Origin of the sequence: Bacillus sp. 2B09, from assembly GCF_003946835.1 — a bacterium.
GTDB lineage: Bacteria > Bacillota > Bacilli > Bacillales > Bacillaceae > Bacillus > Bacillus altitudinis.
The window spans coordinates 106,409-128,036 of the sequence record NZ_RPSG01000008.1; the positions used below are offsets into that span (position 1 = coordinate 106,409).

Annotated in this window: 20 protein-coding genes; 8 read left to right on the plus strand and 12 right to left on the minus strand. The window is 43.6% G+C overall.

Features of this window, described 5'->3' with window-relative positions; translation table 11 throughout:
* Positions 1-492 precede the first annotated feature (492 nt).
* Together ltaS and EBQ12_RS15565 are read left to right on the plus strand one after the other, a co-directional pair.
* A complete protein-coding gene (gene ltaS / locus EBQ12_RS15560; protein WP_125590586.1) occupies positions 493-2,475 on the plus strand; it encodes a lipoteichoic acid synthase in 1,983 nt (660 codons plus the stop codon).
* Between the two features lie 102 nt (positions 2,476-2,577).
* A complete protein-coding gene (locus EBQ12_RS15565) occupies positions 2,578-3,165 on the plus strand; it encodes a YjgB family protein (protein ID WP_125590588.1) in 588 nt (195 codons plus the stop codon).
* A gap of 42 nt (positions 3,166-3,207) precedes the next feature.
* On the opposite strand, the gene EBQ12_RS15570 is transcribed toward EBQ12_RS15565, so the two are convergent.
* Complete coding sequence (locus EBQ12_RS15570; protein ID WP_007496570.1) at positions 3,208-3,711, minus strand: DoxX family protein; 504 nt, start codon at positions 3,709-3,711, stop codon at positions 3,208-3,210.
* A gap of 194 nt (positions 3,712-3,905) precedes the next feature.
* Here EBQ12_RS15570 and EBQ12_RS15575 point away from each other — a divergent pair, with 194 nt between their 5' ends.
* Positions 3,906-4,664, plus strand: coding sequence for a DUF817 domain-containing protein (locus tag EBQ12_RS15575; protein ID WP_050827055.1), 759 nt, complete (start codon positions 3,906-3,908; stop codon positions 4,662-4,664).
* 18 nt (positions 4,665-4,682) lie between these two features.
* Here EBQ12_RS15575 and nagE read toward each other — a convergent pair whose 3' ends face one another.
* Positions 4,683-6,047 (minus strand): N-acetylglucosamine-specific PTS transporter subunit IIBC, encoded by a 1,365-nt coding sequence (gene nagE, locus EBQ12_RS15580; protein ID WP_125590590.1) that lies wholly within the window; start codon positions 6,045-6,047, stop codon positions 4,683-4,685.
* Between the two features lie 190 nt (positions 6,048-6,237).
* On the opposite strand from nagE, the gene map reads away from it, so the two are divergent.
* The 3 genes from map to EBQ12_RS15590 all read left to right on the plus strand — a co-directional run bounded on the left by map (position 6,238) and on the right by EBQ12_RS15590 (position 7,544).
* Positions 6,238-6,987 carry a type I methionyl aminopeptidase gene (gene map, locus EBQ12_RS15585; protein WP_008341769.1) on the plus strand — a complete coding sequence of 250 codons (750 nt, stop codon included), beginning with the start codon at positions 6,238-6,240 and terminating at the stop codon, positions 6,985-6,987.
* 123 nt (positions 6,988-7,110) lie between these two features.
* Positions 7,111-7,272: a hypothetical protein gene (locus EBQ12_RS19400; RefSeq protein WP_008341770.1), complete on the plus strand. Its 162-nt coding sequence runs from the start codon at positions 7,111-7,113 to the stop codon at positions 7,270-7,272.
* Between the two features lie 134 nt (positions 7,273-7,406).
* The gene (locus tag EBQ12_RS15590; protein WP_008341771.1) at positions 7,407-7,544 is read left to right on the plus strand and encodes a YflJ family protein; all 138 of its coding nucleotides are present in this window, start codon (positions 7,407-7,409) and stop codon (positions 7,542-7,544) included.
* Positions 7,545-7,585: 41 nt separating this feature from the next.
* Here the strand turns inward: EBQ12_RS15590 and EBQ12_RS15595 are convergent, their stop codons facing one another.
* Positions 7,586-8,236 (minus strand): MOSC domain-containing protein, encoded by a 651-nt coding sequence (locus EBQ12_RS15595; protein WP_060780871.1) that lies wholly within the window; start codon positions 8,234-8,236, stop codon positions 7,586-7,588.
* Between the two features lie 123 nt (positions 8,237-8,359).
* On the opposite strand from EBQ12_RS15595, the gene EBQ12_RS15600 reads away from it, so the two are divergent.
* On the plus strand, positions 8,360-8,632 hold the full coding sequence (locus EBQ12_RS15600; RefSeq protein WP_039962563.1) for an acylphosphatase: 273 nt from the start codon (positions 8,360-8,362) through the stop codon (positions 8,630-8,632).
* 14 nt (positions 8,633-8,646) lie between these two features.
* On the opposite strand, the gene EBQ12_RS15605 is transcribed toward EBQ12_RS15600, so the two are convergent.
* The 3 genes from EBQ12_RS15605 to EBQ12_RS15615 all read right to left on the minus strand — a co-directional run bounded on the left by EBQ12_RS15605 (position 8,647) and on the right by EBQ12_RS15615 (position 10,941).
* Positions 8,647-9,072 (minus strand): hypothetical protein, encoded by a 426-nt coding sequence (locus EBQ12_RS15605; RefSeq protein WP_125590592.1) that lies wholly within the window; start codon positions 9,070-9,072, stop codon positions 8,647-8,649.
* A 100-nt stretch (positions 9,073-9,172) separates the two neighbouring features.
* Positions 9,173-10,279 (minus strand): nitric oxide synthase oxygenase, encoded by a 1,107-nt coding sequence (locus EBQ12_RS15610; protein ID WP_073415386.1) that lies wholly within the window; start codon positions 10,277-10,279, stop codon positions 9,173-9,175.
* 104 nt (positions 10,280-10,383) lie between these two features.
* Positions 10,384-10,941 (minus strand): PadR family transcriptional regulator, encoded by a 558-nt coding sequence (locus EBQ12_RS15615; protein WP_024719344.1) that lies wholly within the window; start codon positions 10,939-10,941, stop codon positions 10,384-10,386.
* Between the two features lie 113 nt (positions 10,942-11,054).
* Between EBQ12_RS15615 and EBQ12_RS15620 the strand changes: the two genes are divergently transcribed.
* Entirely contained in the window at positions 11,055-11,540 is a 486-nt protein-coding gene (locus EBQ12_RS15620; protein WP_008341777.1) for a phenolic acid decarboxylase, read from the plus strand.
* Positions 11,541-11,603: 63 nt separating this feature from the next.
* Here the strand turns inward: EBQ12_RS15620 and EBQ12_RS15625 are convergent, their stop codons facing one another.
* The 6 genes from EBQ12_RS15625 to EBQ12_RS15650 all read right to left on the minus strand — a co-directional run bounded on the left by EBQ12_RS15625 (position 11,604) and on the right by EBQ12_RS15650 (position 21,539).
* Positions 11,604-13,244, minus strand: a complete 1,641-nt coding sequence (locus tag EBQ12_RS15625; protein ID WP_125590594.1) for a M14 family metallopeptidase — start codon at positions 13,242-13,244, stop codon at positions 11,604-11,606.
* 181 nt (positions 13,245-13,425) lie between these two features.
* Positions 13,426-14,724, minus strand: coding sequence for an Mg(2+)/citrate complex secondary transporter CitM (gene citM, locus EBQ12_RS15630; protein ID WP_008341779.1), 1,299 nt, complete (start codon positions 14,722-14,724; stop codon positions 13,426-13,428).
* Positions 14,725-14,915: 191 nt separating this feature from the next.
* Positions 14,916-15,893 (minus strand): tripartite tricarboxylate transporter substrate-binding protein, encoded by a 978-nt coding sequence (locus EBQ12_RS15635; protein WP_025206911.1) that lies wholly within the window; start codon positions 15,891-15,893, stop codon positions 14,916-14,918.
* 2 nt (positions 15,894-15,895) lie between these two features.
* Positions 15,896-16,594 (minus strand): response regulator, encoded by a 699-nt coding sequence (locus EBQ12_RS15640; protein WP_025206910.1) that lies wholly within the window; start codon positions 16,592-16,594, stop codon positions 15,896-15,898.
* Between the two features lie 3 nt (positions 16,595-16,597).
* The gene (locus EBQ12_RS15645) at positions 16,598-18,193 is read right to left on the minus strand and encodes a sensor histidine kinase (RefSeq protein WP_125590596.1); all 1,596 of its coding nucleotides are present in this window, start codon (positions 18,191-18,193) and stop codon (positions 16,598-16,600) included.
* A gap of 142 nt (positions 18,194-18,335) precedes the next feature.
* The gene (locus EBQ12_RS15650; RefSeq protein ID WP_241215651.1) at positions 18,336-21,539 is read right to left on the minus strand and encodes a collagen-like repeat preface domain-containing protein; all 3,204 of its coding nucleotides are present in this window, start codon (positions 21,537-21,539) and stop codon (positions 18,336-18,338) included.
* Positions 21,540-21,628 lie beyond the last annotated feature (89 nt).

A 21,628-nucleotide genomic window follows, 5' to 3' on the forward strand; every position in this document is an offset into this window, starting at 1 on the left:
TAAGTATATTTAGATAATTTGTTCACCCATCAAAAAGAATAAAACCCTTACAATACACATCAAAACCATTATGTTTGTGAAACAACAATATATATCAATATACTTTCTTGAAGGAATTATTATCCAGACAATTCAGCGGTTTATTCATTCATTTTTTTTACTTAACCTGCATAAACATTAATAAACACTGGAAATCCGCCTAAATACACCATTGTAGAAATCAAATTAATTCTTTAGGCTTGTGTCTTTTTACCTGTTTTATTGATATAGCAACAGGAAAAATACAGAATTTTCTGTAATTATTAGGATGAATTTCACAAAAAGTTTTTCGGAGATCGAATATTTTCGATGTCTTCCCATTTCTAGCTCGGACAGGCTGCCTTAGGTGCTCACCGGTTATGACTTTTCTATTTGTGCATTTCATGGTATATTCTAATGGTTCGTTTTCTTTCGTTCCGCCTCTTCCGTTTAACGGAGAAAAGGAGTGTTTAAATGAAAACATTTATTCAAAAAAGGGGCCTCGGCTTCTTTGTAATTGCAGCCATCTTGTTATGGCTCAAGACGTATACAGCTTATTTAATCGAATTTAAACTTGGTATATCAAATGTGCTTCAGCATATTTTGCTTTTTGTGAATCCTATTAGCTCCAGCTTGTTCTTTCTTGGCTTTGCTTTATTGTTCAAGAAAAAATGGCAGCCTGCCGCTATCATTGTGATTCACTTTTTCATGTCTTTTTTACTTTACGCAAACATCGTGTACTATCGATTCTTCAATGACTTTATCACGCTGCCTACAGTGATGCAGGCAGGAACGAATGGCGGACAATTAGGTGATAGTGCATTTTCACTCATGCGTTGGACTGATATGTTTTACTTTCTCGATACCATCATCTTGATCGTACTCGCAGTCCGCATGAAAAGACAGCAGCAAACAAGTACAGCAACTGTACCTGTTCAAAAAACAAAATCGTTTAGACTCGTTCTTGTGTCCTCTGTTCTGATCTTTGTTGTCAACTTAATCGCAGCAGAAATTGATCGCCCAGAGCTTTTATCAAGATCGTTCGACCGCAATTATTTAGTCAAATACTTGGGTGCTTATAATTTTACGGTGTTTGATGCCATTCAAAATGTGAAATCAAACAGCCAGCGTGCCCTGGCAAATTCAAGTGACGTAACAGATGTAGAGAATTATCTAAAGGCGAACAGCGCTGATCCTAACCCGGCTTATTACGGGAAAGCGAAAGGCATGAACGTCATTACGATTTCTCTTGAATCACTGCAAAACTTTGTCATTGATTACAAAGTGAATGGAAAAGAGGTCACTCCTTTCCTCAATTCATTAGCCCATGACAACAAAACGTTTTATTTTGATAACTTCTTCCATCAAACAGGACAAGGAAAGACATCTGATGCGGAATTTATGATGGATACGGGGCTTTTCCCATTATCACAAGGCTCTGTGTTTATTAACAAAGCTCAAAACACATATCAGGCGCTTCCTGGCATTTTGAAAAAGGACCAATACACGTCCGCAGAATTCCACGGGAATACGAAAACGTTCTGGAACCGAAATGAAATGTTTAAGTCCTTTGGATATGACAGATTTTACGATTCTGAGTACTACGATATGAATGAACAAGATACGAAGAACTATGGATTGAAAGACAAACCGTTCTTCAAAGAATCCATGCCAATGCTTGAAAATCTAAAACAGCCGCTTTATTCGAAATTCATTACGCTGTCAAACCACTTCCCATTTGGTATGGATGAAGGTGATACCGATTTTGAACCTGGCGACTTCGGAGACTCTGTCGTTGATAACTACTTCCAATCTGCTCATTATTTAGATGAAGCCATTGAACAGTTCTTTAATGACTTGAAGAAATCCGGTCTCTATGACAATACCGTCGTCATTATGTACGGTGACCACTACGGCATTTCAGAAAACCATAATGAAGCGATGGAAAAAGTGACTGGCGAAAAAATTGGAGATTATGAAAATGCCCAGCTTATGCGTGTGCCGCTCTTTATCCATGTGCCAGGCGTAAAAGGCGGACAGATTCATAAATACTCTGGTGAAGTCGATGTTGCGCCTACTCTTCTCCACCTGCTCGGAGATGATACGAAGAACTATTTAATGTCTGGTTCTGATATCTTATCGAAGAACTTTAAAGAGCTTGTGCCATTTAGAAACGGAGACTTCGTGTCTAAGGACTACACGAAAGTAGGCAACAACTATTACAGCAACAAAACAGGTGAAAAAATCGAGCCGACTGAAAAGGCATCACAAGAAAACGAAACGGTGAAAAAGATGCTAGAGACATCTGATAAGATTGTCACGGAAGATTTACTCCGTTTCTACAAACCTAAAGGCTTTACACCAATTGAACGCAATGATTATGACTACACAAAGAAAGTACAGGATGAAAAAGATTCCTCTTCCGCCAAAGATGAATCCAGCTCGTCTTCCAAATAACTTTTTCATTTAAGGCCCCAGCCGATCCAAGATCAGCTGGGGCTTTTTACGTTTGATCCACATGGCACCGGGTATAGTTGAAGAAGGAGGGATTGATTAATCATGAAAAAAACAGCAGCTTTTGTCGTGACCGCTTCACTCGCTTCTTCCACCTTATTCGGTTTTAGCCCGGCGATTTCAGCGCACGCCCTGACCCAAACGCAGGCAGAACAGTCCATTCCTCAAGGGCCGAAAGCAGCGCTAAACAGCATTTATCAGCTAGCACATCAAGGACAAATGCCATACTATGCAGAAGGACTCAAAATAGGGGTTCAAACAAAAAAAGACGTTCGGCATAAACTAGGACAGCCTTATCCAGAAACCGGTCAAAGCGGCTTTGATTTGTATCATGCTGAGATGGGCAACCCTGGATTTGCTTTTCACTATGACAAAAAAGGCAAGATTAACGAAATCCGTTATTTTGGAACAAATGTAGAAAAAGAAACGAATATCGGAGGAATGACTCCTTCCCTATTAAAGAAACAGCTTGGACCTGCAGATTCAGTCAGCACCATCCCACAAACAAAAGAGAAAAAATACGTTTATCAGACCGGTAATTATGAGCTCGAATTTATCGTCGGACATGATCCAGATATCAGTCAGCACGAGCTGACTGTGGTGCATATTAACCTCATCAAAGCCGGTTCCTAAATAAAAAGCATCCTGAGTTTTCACTCAGGATGCTTTTCTTTATTATGATGCCACTTCTAAATGCGGCTTTCTTTTCAATTTTCGCTTAAGGACTGGACCTGCTACATAATCAAGGCCAAGTTTTCCGGCATTTCCTTTCGCTGCCATAATGAAGACGGCGATTAGAAGAAGAAGCGGGTTAACAGAAACGGTTCCAGCTAGTAAGAAAGAGACATTCATCACGCTTCCAAAAAAGGCTGCTGTTGTTGTGAACAATCCAACAATTAGTCCTAGACCAACTAAGATTTCTCCCCACATGACCATGGCACTGAAGAGTCCGGCATTTGGCAACGCGACATTTTCTAAAAACCAGACATAGAACGGATAAACAAGATGTCCATCTTTCACAACAGGTTCAGCTATGGCAAATTGCAAATATCCTGATGCATCGAATCCGCCTGTTAGTTTTCCAATACCAGATGTCAGCCAAGTCCATCCGATATAAAGTCTTGCTGCCAAAAGGATAACCGCTGCCCATACATTCGTTTGTAAGAATTTTGTAAACATGATGATGCCTCCTTTTAAATTATGTGAAATATTTCACATTTTCTTTATGATCTTATTATACTACTTAATATACATTTGTGATCCTTTTCACATATATATTCACAAATTGTTCATGAATATCTAGTCGAGGTAAACTTTCCCCTTGCTATTGCCGTCTAAGTTATTTCAGACAGTAAAAAGGGGTTACATTTTGTATGAAAACATTATTTCATTTTGCTTATTTACAGGCCATCTCTTGTCTATTTCCTGTCATGATCTTTACGGCGCTTGCCCTATCAAAGGTCGTGTCTATTCCTTTTCTTCATCGATATGATGTTATTCTTCTGCTTTGCCTCATGGCACAGCTTCTCATGCTGATGCTACGGCTTGAGACGCTGACAGAGTTGAAGGTTATTTGTCTCTTTCATGTGATTGGAATAGGCTTAGAAATCTACAAAGTACATATGGGTTCATGGTCCTATCCTGAAGAAGCTTATACGAAAATTTTGGGGGTTCCGCTCTATAGCGGTTTTATGTATGCGAGCGTGGCAAGCTATATTTATCAGGCACTGACTCGGCTTCACGTGAAGGTGAAAGCATGGCCTCAGCCGTACCTTTCGATTGGGATCAGTTTATGTATTTACCTCAATTTCTTTACTCATCACTGGATCTATGATTTACGCTGGTGGCTGACATTACTCCTAGTGGTTGTGTTTCGAAAAACAGCCGTTTCCTTTCAGGTCGGTTCATCGACCTTTCGTATGCCGCTTGTTATCTCGTTTTTGCTGATTGGCTTTTTTATTTGGGTGGCCGAAAATGTCACGACCTTTTTAGGAGCATGGCAATATCCAAATCAGCAGCATGCTTGGTCTCTCGTCCATCTTGGTAAAATCAGTTCATGGTTTTTACTTGTTGTCATCAGCATTGTACTGGTGATCGAACAGCGAAAACAAAAAAACGTTCAGCCCATTTGATCTGGCTGAACGCTTTTTTTAGTCCCGATCGACTTCCTTGCGAAGATCATCGGCGACAAATTCGACATTTGTTCCAATGATGATTTGTACGGAAGTTTTTCCTGACGTCAGTACCCCTTTGGCACCTGCTTTTTTCAATGTACCTTCATTTAATAAATTGGTATCTTCTACTGTTAAACGAAGACGGGTCGCACAATGGTCAATTGTGGTGATATTGCCTTTGCCGCCTAGTCCCTCTACGAGCATACTTGCTCCGGCAGTATGTGTATCATCCCCTGAAATATCTTCGATGTCATCATCTTCCCTGCCCGGTGTTTTTAGCTTTAACAATTTAATCAGGAAATAGAAAACAACAAAGTAAATCACGCCATAGATGACCCCAACCACAAGTAACAGAATGGGTTTTTGCGCAATTCCAAAACTTAAAACGTAATCAATCGCACCCGCTGAAAAAGCGAAACCGCTATGAATGCCTAAGGTGTTGACAATAAAGAGCGAAAGACCAGTTAATATCGCATGAACACCATATAAAAGTGGAGATAAAAACATAAATGAGAATTCAATTGGTTCTGTGATTCCTGTAATAAATGACGTCAGTGCCATTCCAATCATAAGACCGGCTGTTGCTTTTCGTTTTTCAGGCTTTGCGGTCACAACCATCGCGAGACATGCCGCCGGCAGCCCAAACATCATTACTGGGAAGAAACCAGTCATAAAGACACCTGCACTTGGATCTCCTTTGAAGAACCGCGCTAAATCACCTGTCGCTCCGCTGAATTCACCGAATTGAAACCAAAATAGATTATTCAACACATGATGAAGTCCTAATGGAATGAGCAGGCGGTTAAAGAAGCCAAACAGCCCGGCACCCGTTGCTCCAAGACTTAAAATCCACTCCCCTAAATCATTGATCACACTTTGAATTGGAGGCCATACATATCCAAAAACGGCTGCTAATAGAATGGTAAAAAGTGCTGTCATAATTGGCACAAGCCGTCTTCCACTAAAGAAACCTAAGTATTCCGGCAGTTTCGTGTCCTTAAATTTATTGTAAACGTAACCTGCCAAAAGTCCGCACAAAATACCACCCAATACCCCCATATTGTTGGTCGAATTGATCGACGTGGTACCAGCTGACAAAATAAAATAAGAGATCGCTCCAGATAACGCCGCTGCTCCGTTACCATCCTTTGAAATACCAATCGCTACACCCATAGCAAAAATTAAAGCCAAATTCGCAAAAATTGCATTTCCTGCCGCATGAATAAACGGGATGTTGAATACATCTTCTCGCCCAATAGCCAAAATGATACCCGCTGCAGGAAGCACAGCGATTGGAAGCATAAATGATTTTCCTAACTTTTGAAAAAACTGAAACACCATCTTATTTCTCCCCCCTTCGTCATCATCATGAACAAATCTCTCATGATGTTCATAAAAAATATATCATATGCACATCTAGTTATCTATACCAATTTGTCCACATCTCACCCAAATCTCAGCCTTTACTCTTTTGGCGTAAAATGTGGTAAGCTATTGAATAGAATGAAGTTATAGAAAGCGGGAATGAACAGTGATTGTCAAACATGATCATGAGTTAGAAGCCTTAAAAAAAGTCGGCCGAATTGTCGCTTTGGCAAGAGAAGAAATGAAAAGCCAAGCGAAACCAGGCATGTCTACAAAAGAATTAGATTTGATTGGGAAAAAAATATTAGAAGAGCATGGAGCCAATTCAGCTCCTGAAAAAGAATATGATTTCCCCGGTACGACTTGCATCAGTGTCAATGATGAAGTCGCACATGGCATTCCAAGTGAAAAAACCATTTTACAAGAGGGCGACCTCATTAATATTGATATCTCAGCAGAGCTTGATGGATATTATTCCGATACTGGGATTTCATTCGTTTTAGGTACAGGAGATGCTCGTCTTGAAGCATTATGCCAGTGTGCAGAGGATGCATTCCTTGAAGGATTAAAGCATGCGAAAGCCGGTAAAAGACAAAATCAAATTGGCCGTGCGGTCTACAATACAGCGAAAGAACAAGGATTTACCGTCATTAAGAACTTGACAGGGCACGGTATTGGGAAAAGCCTGCATGAAGCACCTAACCATATTTTGAACTATTATGATCCATTCGATAATGCTTTGTTTAAGAATGGGACAGTCATCGCCTTTGAACCTTTCATTTCAACAAATGCTGAATCGATTTATCAAGCAGATGACGGCTGGACATTTAAAACACCTGATAAGAGCCTGGTCGCACAGATTGAACATACGATTGTGATCACAAAAGACGAACCGATTATTTTAACAAAGCTGTAAGCAAGCGGGTCCCTTCCTTCACTGGAGGGGATTTTTTCATATCTCTTTCACGAATCTGTCACGACTAAACAAAAATGCCTGTGGTAAAATAGGCAAAGATATGCGAAAGGGGTCTTATTTGATATGTGGTTCATCATCATCGGTGTTATCTTCTTTATTGAAAGTATTATTTTAACGGTTGTAGGTATTAAGAAAAAACAATCCATGATGACCTACCTCGGTATTGTCATCATGATTATGACAGTCGGCATGATCATCGTTACCCTCAACCCGCCAAATTCATAAATGATTATTTCCAGCATATACATAGATCATAGGCAGATAGAATCAGTTTTCATTTCTAAACACCTGCACACTTTTCACGTCCTTTTTTGAGATGTTACAATGCAGGCAGTTTCCATTGAAAGGAGTTTTCTATCATGCATTATGGTAGCAAAGGCTGGTATGTCGAAGAATTAAAGAAGCTTGGTGTGACCAAGCATGAAGGAAGAAAGCTTCAAAGCTTTAAAACTTATTTCCTTGCAAATCTTCTTGAGCAAAAGAAAACGAGCTCTTAAATGTTGAAAAGCCGTACATCCATATCAGATGTACGGCTTTTTTATATGGGCTGAACACGTTTTTCTAAAGACTTCCTGACCACATCTGCTAAGGCATCTACTTCAAGAACTGCTTTCAGCCTGTTTTGATCTACTTGACGGTATTTAACTTCATTGACTTCGTGGACAGTGATGGGATGGGGCGCTTTTTCGACTAACACAAGAGCTTCATCAGGAGAGACCATTCCTTCTTTCAGCACACGCAAATAAAAACCGGTATATCCCGTTTGCTGCACTTCCTTCACAAGCTTCATGTTTCCATGCTTAAGAGAGAGCTTCACACATGGCTGTCTTGGCTGGCTGACCTCAACAATCGCTTCCCCAAACTGAAATACATCTCCAATACGGACTTCTGTCTCTACAAGCTGATGCACGGTCACATTCTCACCGAAGGCTGCCTCCTGTAACGGCACCCCTAAAAATTGCTCAAAATAAGTATAGTGATCATATGGAAAGACGCAAATGGCTTTATCATCACCTCCGTGATGGACCAAATCACCCTGGCCATCTCCATCAAAATTGAGCTTACTCAAATAAACAGGCTCGTGAATACGCTTTTTGTTGATGGCTGTTTTGATTTCTTTACCATTCACATAGGTGGTGATAGGTTGTCCTACTTGAATTCCTTCGATGTCGTACCTTGTCTGCCCCACTCTTGCCATCTCCTTAGATTGTCTGATTGCCTTTTATTTTACATGGTTTGACAGTCAAATCATAGTCGGTACGTGAAGGAACAAGGCAGGTTATGGTACGATGAGAAAAAAGGAGAGATGACATTGGTTCATTATCACGCTATTGTAAAAGGACGAGTGCAAGGAGTCGGTTTTCGATATTTTGTTCAAGGAGAAGCCGTCAATCGAGGGATAAAAGGCTGGGTACGCAACACAGATGAGGGTCACGTGGAGTTAAAAGTAGAAGGAGAGCAGCAGGAGGTTTTTGACTTTTTAGAGACCGTCCGTAAAGGTAGTCCTTTTTCAAAAGTCACACATTTGGACATGGAGCCGCTCACCAAGTTCGCCCATTATCAAGACTTTCGGATTAGAGGATAGTTGATGTGTATCCTTTATTTCACAACAGTAAATGGGTTTGCAACATAATAACCAATCAAGGTTGTACGTGAAGCATCTTTGTAGAGACTCACATGAACATCATAGTTGGCTGATCCACTGTTAGGAAATAATAAACGAGTAGGTGCTGCGAAAGCGTTTTGTCCAGAGATAGACCCTTCGTGTGTAAAGACTGGTGTCACTGGGAAAGTAAGTTTTCGAATAGCAGCTGTATAATAAAGTGTTTCATTTGTTGTTGCGGTCATGTTGACGTTGACCTGAGGATGGAGCGAAGTATAAGTTGAACGATCGGTTGTCACCTTTAAATCGATGACATTCTGAACCATTGTTCCAGTAGTTGCTTTAGCTCTCTCATCACCTAGTGGTAGAAATCCGTTGAAACTGAATACAGCCAAAAATATGAGCAACGTCATTTTTTTCATCTCTATTCCCCCTTTTTGATTTCACCGCCATTAAACCATCATTTTCCAAATCAAACAACATTCAAAAGACTCATTTCATACAAAAAAACCTAGCTTTTCGCTAGGCTCTTTCCGTCCCGTGGTAGGGTTTTTCCTGATAAAAATAATTCGGTTTCACGATTGTATTGTCATAGTGACGATGGAAGATATGCGTAGCAGCTGGTGATACTGGCGGAATCAGCCATGTCCAATCACCAGTCAGCTTACGGTCAGCCTTTTCTTCCTGTTTTTCAAATTGTTTGAACTGATGGGCAGCTGTATGATGATCCACAATGGTCACCCCTGCTTCCCGGTAAGAATGAAGAACCGCCACATTCAATTCGACAATGGCTTTGTCCTTCCAAAGTGACGCATTCTTTGTCGTGTCCAGTCCTAAAATAGAAGCAACTTTTTTCAGCATATTGTAGCGGTTTTCGTCAGCAAGATTTCGTGCGCCAATTTCTGTTCCCATATACCAGCCATTAAACGGTGCCGCATTGTAATGAATGCCACCAATTTCTAATTTCATATCAGCAATAATCGGAACAGCATACCATTTCAGTCCTAAATCACGGAATCCATCATATTCAGGATGAGTGATCTCTACCTCTTGAACGATCTCTTTCGGAAGATCATACAGAACCGGCGGCTGATCTTTTAGCTGAAACATAAGTGGCAGAAGGTCAAAATGCGTGCCTTCGCCTTTCCAGCCATGCGCTTCACACAACTTGGTTAATTCAAGTGATGCCTCGTCCCCAATGATGCCATATTCCGACTCATATCCCGCATAACGAACGAGCTGATGATTATAAATAACGACTTCCTTCCGCCCCTTATTCTCTGGTGGGAAGATGGTAATGGACGGTTTGATTTTACCCCCATTTGTCGCATACTCAATATGATGAAAGAGTGCCTCTTTCACCTCATCTTCTGTTGTCACGTGCCGGCAGTCATGCACATGCAGTGTTGACCAAAACAAGCGCCCAATGCACCGGTTGCTGTTGCGCCATGCCATTTTTGCCCCGTGAGCTAATTCTTCCTGCGTATGAGTATACATCCCGTCAGACTCAATTTCTTTTTTTATTTCATGCAGACGTGCTGCTTTTTCTTCATTTGACTTGCCTAATTCTTCATAGCATACAGAAATAAAAGCTTCTGCTTCATTCCACAACGCTTCTTGGTTACTCAAACATACTCGCCTCACTTTAATACGAATATATCCATTGTAGCGGTTTCTATTGATAAATTCACTTGTTTCAAACCATTTTTTATCATATCGTGCGACGATTGTCCTTAGACAATGGATGAATCAATGACTTCAAGGGTCTTTTGGAGCCAGCGAACATACCCTTTTTCCCTTTCAATTGCTCTTGTCAGCACTAAATAATGCCCGAATTGTGTTGAATGCAGTGATTGGGCAGATGGATCTTCTTCTGTTAAAACGTTCAGTTTCTGTTCAAGCATCTCTACTTTCTTTGTTCGCTCCAGCAGCTGATGTGAGAAGAGACCGGCCGCTTCTTTTTGATCCATAGATGAGATAAAGAACGTTTTTAACATAAATTCATCTTTTGTTGTGTCTGGAATCGGGCCTTTTTTCCTTAACCACTCATGCAGTTCTCTTTTTCCTGCATCAGTGATTTGATAGACCTTCTTCTCTAGCTTCTTTCCTTGTATGTGAATATCAAATTCAATAAAACCCTCTTCTGTTAGCCGCTTTAATTCAGGGTATATTTGACTATGCTTCGCACTCCAAAACTGTCCAAGGGAATCTTCAAAGTGTTTCTTCATATCGTATCCCGTCAGCTCACGCTGATCTAGTAAGCCAAGAATGGCATATTTCAGTACTCTCATGACATGCCTCCAACGCATATTCTTTGACAATAGTATACCATACACCCTAAAATAAACATGTAAATCATGACATGTTTGAAACAACATCATTTTAATTGAAAGAAGGAATAAACATGGATCAATTCGTTGGACTTCATATGATTTATACGTATGAAAATGGCTGGGAATATGAGATTTACATTAAAAATGATCACACCATTGATTACCGCATTCATAGCGGAATGGTTGGAGGCCGCTGGGTTCGTGATCAAGAAGTGAATATTGTGAAACTGACAAAAGGGGTATACAAAGTTTCCTGGACGGAACCGACTGGGACAGACGTGTCTTTAAACTTTATGCCTGAGGAAAAACGCATGCATGGCGTCATTTTCTTCCCAAAATGGGTGCATGAACGTCCAGATATCACCGTTTGCTATCAAAATGACTATATCGACCTCATGAAAGAATCCCGTGAAAAATATGAAACCTATCCGAAGTATGTCGTACCAGAATTCGCAGACATTACGTACATCCACCATGCTGGGGTAAACGATGAAACGATTATCGCAGAAGCACCGTATGAAGGCATGACCGATGAGATCAGAGCTGGACGAAAATAGAAAAAGCGGCACGCACTGTGCCGCTTCTAGGGTGGTTGACAAAGGGCTAAAATGAACTTGATTTTAGTCCTTTTTATTTATACCTAACGTCTTTTGAGATAACAAGAATCGGTAAACTGGTAGTTCATCGCCTACTTTTGATGCAATAAAACCTGATGACATATAGCTGTCTTTTGATTCTGGTTCAAGGGCAAGTGACAACAAATTGGTCTCTGGCTGTGCAGTCACATATACCTTTGTTCCTTTTGGCAGTTGACGTTTCTTTTCAACGAGCCTCGTTTCAAGCTGAATATCTGTTTTGCTTGTTTCCACTCGTTTTGTCACCTCATAGGCTTGAACTGGCACTTTCATGCCAACTGGCAAAGTCACACTTTTCAGTCCTAAAGTTCTAAGTTTTCGATCTACTCCTTCATGTCCTGGGAGAATAAGATAAGCTGTCGGCCGTTCTCTTGTCAATACAGGAACCGCATCACTTGCACTATGAAAACGCACTGGGACATTGGTGGTTTGTCCTTTCTCAATATCCACCATTTCAAGTGAATCGTTCACAGGCGCCTTGAAAGCATCTTGAATGACTACTTGATCATCATCGTTTGATTGAAGACCTTTTTTCACAAGTTTCAGCCGCTCCGTCACCATTTGCTGCTTCACCTGCTTAGCATGCTTCACTGTTGTCTCAATGATTTTTTCATGAGTGGTGACTTGTGCTGCCACACGCCGAGTAAAGTCCTCTCTGCCAATTCCAATCCCCCTACTTTCTACAAGAAATGATAAAGCTGGTGAAAGCGCCAGGGCATTTCGGCCAATTCGTGCATCGGTTCCGCCTTCATAAAGGTCGATCTTTCCGTCCTTCCCTCTTGTGTTTGTATAATATAAATCGTTGGAAAATCCCTTATTCGCCAATGCTTCACGCACTCCGTTGACGTACAATTCATTTGACGTTAATCGAATGCTTTCAGGAATGTTTAAATTCTTACCGGATAATATCAGCAAATCGTGATACTTGAGAGCACCTGATGCACCGATGTCTTCGAACTGCTTTTGACCGACATCATATTCATGGGCATCGATGACGACCTCGGGCGCATAGCGATTAAATTCTTGATGAAGAGCTGTCAGCTCTGGAGATTCTAATGTCATGTGGTCACGGTTGCCATCCATTCCGTTTGCAAGTCTGCGGTCAAATGCATAAGAACCATCTGGGTTGATTCTTGGGACAATGATGACGTTGACATGGCTCAGTATACGCTCTCCTTCATCACCTGCTAGTCGTTTGGCGATGACAAGGGCAGATTCACCGGAGGCTGGTTCATTTCCATGTATTTGTGCTTGAAGCCAGATCGTTGGCTTTTTTGACAGTGGAGAGATGTGGCGATCCTTTGTAAAATAGAGGGCTGGAATGGACCTGCCTTCAATGGATGTTCCAATCTGTTTCTGCGTGGCGTAAGGACTTTTACTGACAATGTCACGTAAAAAATCTTGAAGCTCTTCTTGTGTGGTAAATGCTTCTCCTTTTTTCTGAAAGGCAGGGGTATCAAACGTTTCGTCAGGCTCAGGATACAGTTTTTGAACCGTGGCTGGCTGCTCATAGCTTTTTCCATAATAAGGGGTCTCTGCATTCGCTGAAGCTGGTGTCACCATCGACAAACTTCCTGCCATGAGGCATATAGCAGCAAAAAGAATGGTACTTTTCTGTTTGGACATGCTATCCTCTCCCTTCGTTGATTTGCATTATAAAGAAAAAAACAGCAAAAGTGTCAGCATTTTTCAAAAATATATCTTTTGGAGGAATCATGCATGTCTTTATATAGGGCAAATGAATGGATGTTGCCCTGCAATAGGACCTAAAAAAGAGCGCCTGCATGAGCAGCAGACACTCTTCTCATTACCAGATCGAAATGGCCCCAATGAGAACTGCCATCACTGTCATGGCGACGACTGCAAGAACCGCCCATTTCATGCCAAATTTCTGATGCTGATCTAGTGATACCCCAACGAGTCCAACAAGTAAATGAGTCGATGGAACAAGTGGGCTTAACATATGAATCGGCTGACCAATGATAGATGCTCTCGCAATCTCAATTTTATCGACACCGTATGCTGCCGCTGTTTCTGATAGGATCGGCAGTACCCCATAAAAGTATGCATCATTCGGCATAAAGAAAGTGAAGATCCCGCTTGTTAGCGCGACAATGACTGGAATAAACCCGCCAAGCTGCTCTGGAATAGCCGAAACAATCGAAATCGCCATTTCATCAACCATTTTCGTCCCAGTTAAGATGCCTGTAAAAACACCTGCTGCAAAGATCATGGAAGCAATCGCTAAGACGTTGGTTGAGTGAGCCGCAATCCGCTCACGCTGCTGCTCTAAATTCGGATAGTTCACGATAATTGCCACACAGAAAGCCAGAACAAATAGAACCGTTAAGCTGACTTTTCCTGAGACAAGAAGGAGCACCAATAACAACGTAAGCGTTAGGTTAAACCACCAAAGTTTCGGTCGCTTAATATCATCTTGCAGTGCCGCTGCCATTTCATTTGCATGAATCGGCTGTTCGAGCTCAATAACACCAAGACGTTTTCTTTCAGACTTCCCAAGAAAGTATGCCACCACAATCATGCTCAAAACCCCTGCACCAATGACTGGAATCATCGGGCCAAATAAAAGTGATGGATCAACGCCAAGTGCACTTGCCGCTCTAGGTGTTGCCCCTCCCCATGGAATCGTATTCATAATCCCCATGCCGACTCCGGCAATACCCGCTAAAATAATCGGACGAATGCCAAGCAGTGTAAATAGTGGAAGCATGGCTGTTGTTGTAATCATGTACGTTGTGGTTCCATCACCGTCAAGTGCGACAAGCATCGTCAGAACGGCTGTTCCGACAACAATTTTTAATGGATCGCCTTTGACGATCTTTAAAATTTTCGCCACCATTGGATCGAATAAACCTGCATCAATCATAATCCCGAAGTACAAAATGGCAAACATGATCATGACCGCCGTTGGTGCAACTTGCTGTACACCTTTGACAATCATGTCTGAAATTTCTGTAAAATGAAAACCTGCAATAAGAGCAAATGCAATCGGTGTTAATACCAATGCCGTTAAAACAGACATACGTTTCGTCATAATTAAAACCATAAATACAATCATCATAAGAAATCCTAAGATCGCTAACATTTCGTTCACCCCTTATGTTGTATACGCTTTCATTAAATGTTGGTATCCCATTTCCAACCCTTTCTGTCATGATATCTGACGCCTTAATTGAAGTAAATATTATGAATTTTAATTCTTTTTTGGTCGATAAATGCTTTTTGTTCATTTTGTGCAATTGTTGTTGTTTGTTGGTTCCATGAAAAAAAGCGGTCTCATTTGACCGCTTTTTCTCCTTGTATAAATTGCTCATAACGCCTTAATTGATCTTCCATATAGACCTTTGCTTCTTTACTATTCATATAACGGCCTGTCCAGCCTTTTTGTTTTAACTGCTTTTTCCATGACTTCGTTTGCGTCATTTTTTGAAGAAGCTGATCCCATGCTCGAATGTCGTGCTGATTCATTTGCTTTGGTCCCATCACACCACGCCAATGAGAGAAGATGAGCGGAATCCCTTGTTCTTTCCAAGTGGGCACGTCTTTGAATCCTTCTAAACGCTGATTCGTTGTGGTTGCAACGAGCTTCAACCTTTTCTTTTCATAATCATGGCGAACTTCTGTAATGGTTGTAGTCGCCGCATCTACCTCATGGTCAATGAGTGCTTGAAATAAATCATCTGCACTGTCAAATTTTAAAAACTGAATGCGGTACGGATCTATCCCTGCCATTTCGGCAGCCCGTGCGAATGAGATTTGATCATCATTTCCAAAGTCCGGGGCAAACCCAATTTTTAAGGAATCCGGTTTCTTTTTTAGTGCGTGTAATAGCTCTTTTCCATTTGAGAAAGGAGAATCAACTGGCACTGCGACTACCTGCCACTCTTCCGCAAGAATAGCGAGCGGGGTAAAATCATTCATGGTCACGTTACTGCTGCCCAGCAAATTACGGCTTAATAATAAGCTTGAATTTAAACTGATATAATTGGCATCTCGCTCCATCATATAGGTCCAGCCTTTATCAACCGTTCCGCCTCTTTGATAAAGAATATGCACAGGCTCTTCCACTAGCTTTTCTTGTTCTAGTACGGTTTTCATCACTTGAGCCGTTTGGTCAAATCCGCCATCAGGTACACCTGATACCACAATATATAATGGGCTGTGCTCCAGGAAAGAATCTTTTGCTGTTTTTTCATTAAAGGTGAGCGTTGTACAAAGACAGACCAAAATGAGTAAGAGTATTCCTTTTTTCATTTTTATGACTCCGTTTGTTTTTTGGCGGGATAATATTTTCGTTCTGGTCTACCAATGATTCCATATGCCAGCTCTGCCCGGCATTCTCCCGTTGTCACAAGATACTCTACGTATCGTCTTGCTGTTGTGCGTGATGCGCCCATTTTTTCTCCGAGTTCTTCTGCTGTAATTCCGTTCATCTCTGCTGCCATGAATGTTTTCACTTTGTCCAAAGTCAGTGAATTAATGCCTGTTGGCAAGTCTCGCTCATCCTTTTGTTGCGATTCTTCCTGTATTTGACCAAAAAACAGATCAATCATCGTTTGATTGACTTCCTCTTTTGAATTGATTAACTCTCTCTTCTCTTTATATTCGGTTAACACCTGCGTGAATTTTTGGGCGGTCACTGGTTTGATTAAATAATGAACGACTCCATAATGCAGGGCGTCTCTTAACAGCATCGTTTCCGTTGCAGCCGTGATAATGATCACATCCACTTCAGGATGGCGCTCTCTTAACAGCGGCAAAAGGTTCGTGCCGAGCTCATCAGGCATGTAGACATCAAGTAAAATGAGATCCACTTGTTCTTTTTGAAGTGCCTCCCACAGATCCTTTGCACTCTTTGCCTTGCCGGCCACTTGAAAGCCTTGTACCTTTTGTATATAAGATTCATGAATCGCAGCGATTCGAAAATCATCTTCCGCAATGAGTACCTTTATCACAACCTATTCCCCCTTTGTGCCTTTCGGTATGTAAACAGTGAAGATGGCACCGCCTTCTTTTTGGTTCGCAACTTCAATCCAGCCCCCAAGTTCATCTAGCACTTCTTTGACATTGGCAAGTCCATAACCTCGCCCTTCTCCCTTTGATGAATGTCCTCTTGTGAAAAGTTGTGAAATGGCTCCTTCATCTACACCGTCCCCTGAATCAGATACCTCTATGATAATATCAAATCCAATATCTGTGATGAACAAGCTGACTTCTCTTTTCTCTTTATTCAATACAGCCTCAAACGCATTGTCTACGAGATTGCCAATGATGGTGATAAAGTGAGATAAACTCAAATGGGCTGGGAGCGGCTCCAATGAACTATTTTCATCAATGTGAAAATGAACCTTTTTCTCAGATGCCTTTCCTAACTTCCCAAGTAAAATGGCTTGTATCTTCGGAGAGCGAATTTGTTTCATGAGTAAATCATGCTGGCGATTTTGAAGTGTATACTCTTCTTTAATTAACTCAATGGCTTCATCCACTTGTTTCAACTCAAGCAAGCCTAAAATAGCGTACAGCTTATTCGAAAATTCATGTGTTTGTGCTCTCAAGTCTTCTGAATATTGACTGACCTCTGTCAATGTATCCAGCAGCTTTGTCAGCTCTGTTTTCTCCCTGAAGCTCACAATTCCTCCAAATACTCGATTGTCCTGCACCACTTTTTTGACATTTAGCACGAAGGTTTTCTCATTGACGACTGATTCTATGTTAGGTTCAATCGTCTCAACCTTTAGATAGGAAAGAAGGTTGGCATTTGGCAACACTTGATCAATATGAAGAGGCAGCGTTGAAGAGACGCGTAGCATCTGTTCAGCTGACGTATTCATCATCGTAATGGCACCTTTACGGTCAAATGCAATGATTCCCTCTTTAATCGCATGCAGCATCGCTTCTCTTTCTCGATATAATGAAGCAATTTCATGCGGTTCAAGCCCTAATATATCTTTTCGAATACTCCTTGTTAAAAAAATCGCTCCAAAAACCCCAGGCAAGAGCACAAGAAGGGCAATATAACTTAATTTGAAGAGTTGATGAGCTGTCGCTTGATCGATATCTCTTTTTAAAAATTCGACGCTGACGGTCCCAATAATTTCTTCATGACTGCCAGTTTCTTTCATAATCGGAGCACTTCCTCTGACAACGGTTTCACCATCAGAATCACCCATTGATATGGAAGTTCCTCCAAATAGCAGTGTACTTCTTCCTTCCGACACACTGATGGTTTTCCCTACATCCTCATGATTCGTATGAAAAAGAACCTTTCCTTTTTGATTGGTGATAAAAATGGCATGCGCTCTTACTTGCTCCTTCATTTGCTCAAGCACAGCCTGTTCTTCATTTTGCGAATCTCCCGTGGCCACCGATGTTTTAATAGGCGGCATATAAGATATCGTTCTAGCAGTTTGCACCGCCAGCTGTTCAGCTTGGCTCTGCCTTTCTGATGTCTGCAAAAAACCAAAACAAATGGTCAATAAGGCAATAACAACAAGTAACAGACCAATAATTAACCCCAAAATTTTTGTTTGTAAAGTGACTTTCCTTTTGCCCATCCTCACCGCCACAACCCCTAATTCAGTAGATTCACCCGAATAGACTCTAAGAAAATCATATCATTTTTTCTCATGAAGTTAAGAGAAAATTCACATAGATAAAAAAAGGATGACTCAGTATTGAGTCATCCCTGTGTGCCTATTACGTGATGGATAAACCAGCACTCGCATAGCCTTCTACAGTATTCACTAAGGAAAGACCAGTAGCTGTTGCCGAGAATACGACAAGCAATCTTGTTTCTGGTGTGACTGGTACACTTAAACCAGTAGCGATACCGTTTGTAATAGCCCCTATCGTTAAAATACCGGTTAATGCCGGTGCCAATGTAACGCTCGCTACTTGCGTGAAGCTGTTATCTGGTGTTGGTGAAGCAAACAGACTAGCCGTCACAGTAATATTTGTGCCAACTAGAGAAAGGGCTGCTGTCGTACTAAAATAGCCCGCAAATGACGTAATGGTTCCTGCTCTCGGAACGGAGAATGCCATGTTTAACAATGTTCCTGCTGCTCCGGTTAAATCAATGATTCCGCCTACAATACTGACACCAGTGGCTGAGTTACCGAATCCTACCAAGCTAGATGTCCCGACCAAACCGCCAGCGATGGTTGTTAAAGCGACAGGTAAACCTGATGCAAATGGGATAATCGCACTCGATCCTGTTGCTCCTGTGGCTCCCGTTGCACCGGTTGCTCCCGTGGCGCCTGTTCCTGTAGCCCCTGTTGCACCCGTATCTCCTGTGACTCCTGTGGCGCCTGTGACTCCGGTTGCTCCTGTTGGACCTGTATCTCCGGTGGCACCGGTTGCTCCCGTGGCGCCTGTCACACCTGCGGCTGCCAATAACGTATAATCTGGAGACGTATCTGGTGTGCCGGTTGGTGGTGCTGTATTTACGACATAAGTTCCACCTTCATATGTCACCACTTGACCTACTGTATAGGTTGGAGCTGTTGCTGGGTCAAATGCCAAAATACCTGCTAACCCTACTCCGGTTGCTCCGGTATCTCCCGTTGCACCTGTGGCTCCGGTTACTCCAGTCGCTCCCGTATCTCCTGTTGCTCCTGTTGCTCCGGTTACTCCGGTCGCTCCCGTGTCTCCGGTTGCACCTGTGGCTCCGGTTACTCCAGTCGCTCCCGTATCTCCTGTTGCTCCTGTTGCTCCGGTTACTCCAGTCGCTCCCGTATCTCCCGTGGCGCCTGTTGCTCCGGTTACTCCGGTCGCTCCCGTATCTCCCGTGGCGCCTGTGGCTCCTGTTACTCCAGTCGCTCCCGTATCTCCTGTTGCTCCTGTTGCTCCGGTTACTCCGGTCGCTCCCGTATCTCCCGTGGCGCCTGTCACACCTGCGGCTGCCAATAACGTATAATCTGGAGACGTATCTGGTGTGCCGGTTGGTGGTGCTGTATTTACGACATAAGTTCCACCTTCATATGTCACCACTTGACCTACTGTATAGGTTGGAGCTGTTGCTGGGTCAAATGCCAAAATACCTGCTAACCCTACTCCGGTTGCTCCGGTATCTCCCGTTGCACCTGTGGCTCCGGTTACTCCGGTCGCTCCCGTATCTCCCGTGGCGCCTGTGGCTCCGGTTACTCCAGTCGCTCCCGTATCTCCTGTTGCACCTGTAGCTCCGGTTACTCCGGTCGCTCCCGTATCTCCCGTGGCGCCTGTTGCTCCGGTTACTCCAGTCGCTCCCGTATCTCCTGTTGCACCTGTAGCTCCGGTTACTCCAGTCGCTCCCGTATCTCCTGTTGCTCCTGTGGCTCCGGTTACTCCAGTCGCTCCCGTATCTCCTGTTGCTCCTGTGGCTCCGGTTACTCCAGTCGCTCCCGTATCTCCTGTTGCACCTGTAGCTCCGGTTACTCCGGTCGCTCCTGTATCTCCCGTTGCACCCGTGGCTCCGGTTACTCCGGTCGCTCCCGTATCTCCCGTTGCACCCGTGGCTCCGGTTACTCCAGTCGCTCCCGTATCTCCCGTTGCACCTGTGGCTCCGGTTACTCCAGTCGCTCCCGTATCTCCTGTTGCACCCGTGGCTCCGGTTACTCCGGTCGCTCCTGTATCTCCCGTTGCACCCGTGGCTCCGGTTACTCCGGTCGCTCCCGTATCTCCTGTGGCTCCCGTATCTCCTGTGGCTCCTGTTATTCCAGTCGCTCCCGTATCTCCCGTTGCACCCGTGGCTCCGATTGCTCCTGTAGCACCGGTGGCTCCTGTATCTCCTGTAGCACCGGTCGCTCCGGTTCCTGTTGCTCCTGTGGCACCCGTATCTCCTGTGGCTCCTGTAGCACCGGTGGCTCCTGTATCTCCTGTAGCACCGGTCGCTCCGGTTCCTGTTGCTCCCGTGGCACCCGTATCTCCTGTGGCTCCTGTCGCTCCGGTTGCGCCGGTATCTCCAGTAGCGCCGGTCGCTCCGGTTCCTGTTGCTCCCGTGGCGCCCGTATCTCCGGTGGCTCCTGTCGCTCCAGTTGCGCCGGTATCTCCAGTAGCGCCGGTCGCTCCGGTTCCTGTTGCTCCCGTGGCGCCCGTATCTCCGGTGGCTCCTGTCGCTCCAGTTGCGCCGATATCTCCAGTAGCGCCGGTCGCTCCGGTTCCTGTGGCTCCCGTGGCGCCCGTATCTCCGGTGGCTCCTGTAGCACCGGTGGCTCCTGTATCTCCTGTAGCACCGGTCGCTCCGGTTCCTGTTGCTCCCGTGGCGCCCGTATCTCCGGTGGCTCCTGTCGCTCCGGTTGCGCCGGTATCTCCAGTAGCGCCGGTCGCTCCGGTTCCTGTGGCTCCCGTGGCACCCGTACCTCCTGTGGCTCCTGTCGCTCCAGTTGCGCCGGTATCTCCGGTGGCTCCTGTCGCTCCCGTTCCTGTTGCTCCTGTGGCACCCGTGGCGCCCGTATCTCCCGCAGCTGCTAACAATGTATAATCTGGAGACGTACCTGGCGTACCTGTTGGTGAAGCTGTATTCGCCACATACGTACTTCCATCAAATGTCACCACTTGACCTTCTGGATAGGTTGGGGCATCCGCTGGATCAAATGCCACGATACCGGTTAAACCTACACCGGTGGCGCCTGTTGCGCCCGTTGCTCCTGCTGGACCCGCTGGGCCAACTGGACCCACTGGACCTGCCGGACCTGCTGGGCCTCTCCTTCCTCTTCCCCCTGGCGGTCCTTGAATGACACACACACAAGGATCTTTTCCGCAGCATGGATTTTTTACTGGTTTCCTTTGTTTGTCTGATTTACCTTTCTTACAACTATCACATTCCCAGCCATCATCCTTATACGCATCATACCAGCTTCCTTTTTGGTAGTGGTCTGTCGAATGAGTTGGGTATATCTTTCCGCATTGTCTACATTTTCTCATAGAATCACCCCAATCCATCGTATTCATCATGATCGATAAAGGTGTATGTACAATTTTATTTTTATCAAAAAATTTGAAAGGCCTTGCAC

Excerpts from the sequence above, each read along its gene's own strand:
- ltaS (WP_125590586.1), top strand. The coding sequence starts at position 493 with ATGAAAACATTTATTCAAAAAAGGGGCCTCGGCTTCTTTGTAATTGCA.
- EBQ12_RS15565 (WP_125590588.1), top strand. The coding sequence starts at position 2,578 with ATGAAAAAAACAGCAGCTTTTGTCGTGACCGCTTCACTCGCTTCTTCC.
- EBQ12_RS15570 (WP_007496570.1), bottom strand. The coding sequence starts at position 3,711 with ATGTTTACAAAATTCTTACAAACGAATGTATGGGCAGCGGTTATCCTT.
- EBQ12_RS15575 (WP_050827055.1), top strand. The coding sequence starts at position 3,906 with ATGAAAACATTATTTCATTTTGCTTATTTACAGGCCATCTCTTGTCTA.
- nagE (WP_125590590.1), bottom strand. The coding sequence starts at position 6,047 with ATGGTGTTTCAGTTTTTTCAAAAGTTAGGAAAATCATTTATGCTTCCA.
- EBQ12_RS19400 (WP_008341770.1), top strand. The coding sequence starts at position 7,111 with ATGTGGTTCATCATCATCGGTGTTATCTTCTTTATTGAAAGTATTATT.
- EBQ12_RS15590 (WP_008341771.1), top strand. The coding sequence starts at position 7,407 with ATGCATTATGGTAGCAAAGGCTGGTATGTCGAAGAATTAAAGAAGCTT.
- EBQ12_RS15605 (WP_125590592.1), bottom strand. The coding sequence starts at position 9,072 with ATGAAAAAAATGACGTTGCTCATATTTTTGGCTGTATTCAGTTTCAAC.
- EBQ12_RS15615 (WP_024719344.1), bottom strand. The coding sequence starts at position 10,941 with ATGAGAGTACTGAAATATGCCATTCTTGGCTTACTAGATCAGCGTGAG.
- EBQ12_RS15620 (WP_008341777.1), top strand. The coding sequence starts at position 11,055 with ATGGATCAATTCGTTGGACTTCATATGATTTATACGTATGAAAATGGC.
- EBQ12_RS15625 (WP_125590594.1), bottom strand. The coding sequence starts at position 13,244 with ATGTCCAAACAGAAAAGTACCATTCTTTTTGCTGCTATATGCCTCATG.
- citM (WP_008341779.1), bottom strand. The coding sequence starts at position 14,724 with ATGTTAGCGATCTTAGGATTTCTTATGATGATTGTATTTATGGTTTTA.
- EBQ12_RS15635 (WP_025206911.1), bottom strand. The coding sequence starts at position 15,893 with ATGAAAAAAGGAATACTCTTACTCATTTTGGTCTGTCTTTGTACAACG.
- EBQ12_RS15645 (WP_125590596.1), bottom strand. The coding sequence starts at position 18,193 with ATGGGCAAAAGGAAAGTCACTTTACAAACAAAAATTTTGGGGTTAATT.
- EBQ12_RS15650 (WP_241215651.1), bottom strand. The coding sequence starts at position 21,539 with ATGAGAAAATGTAGACAATGCGGAAAGATATACCCAACTCATTCGACA.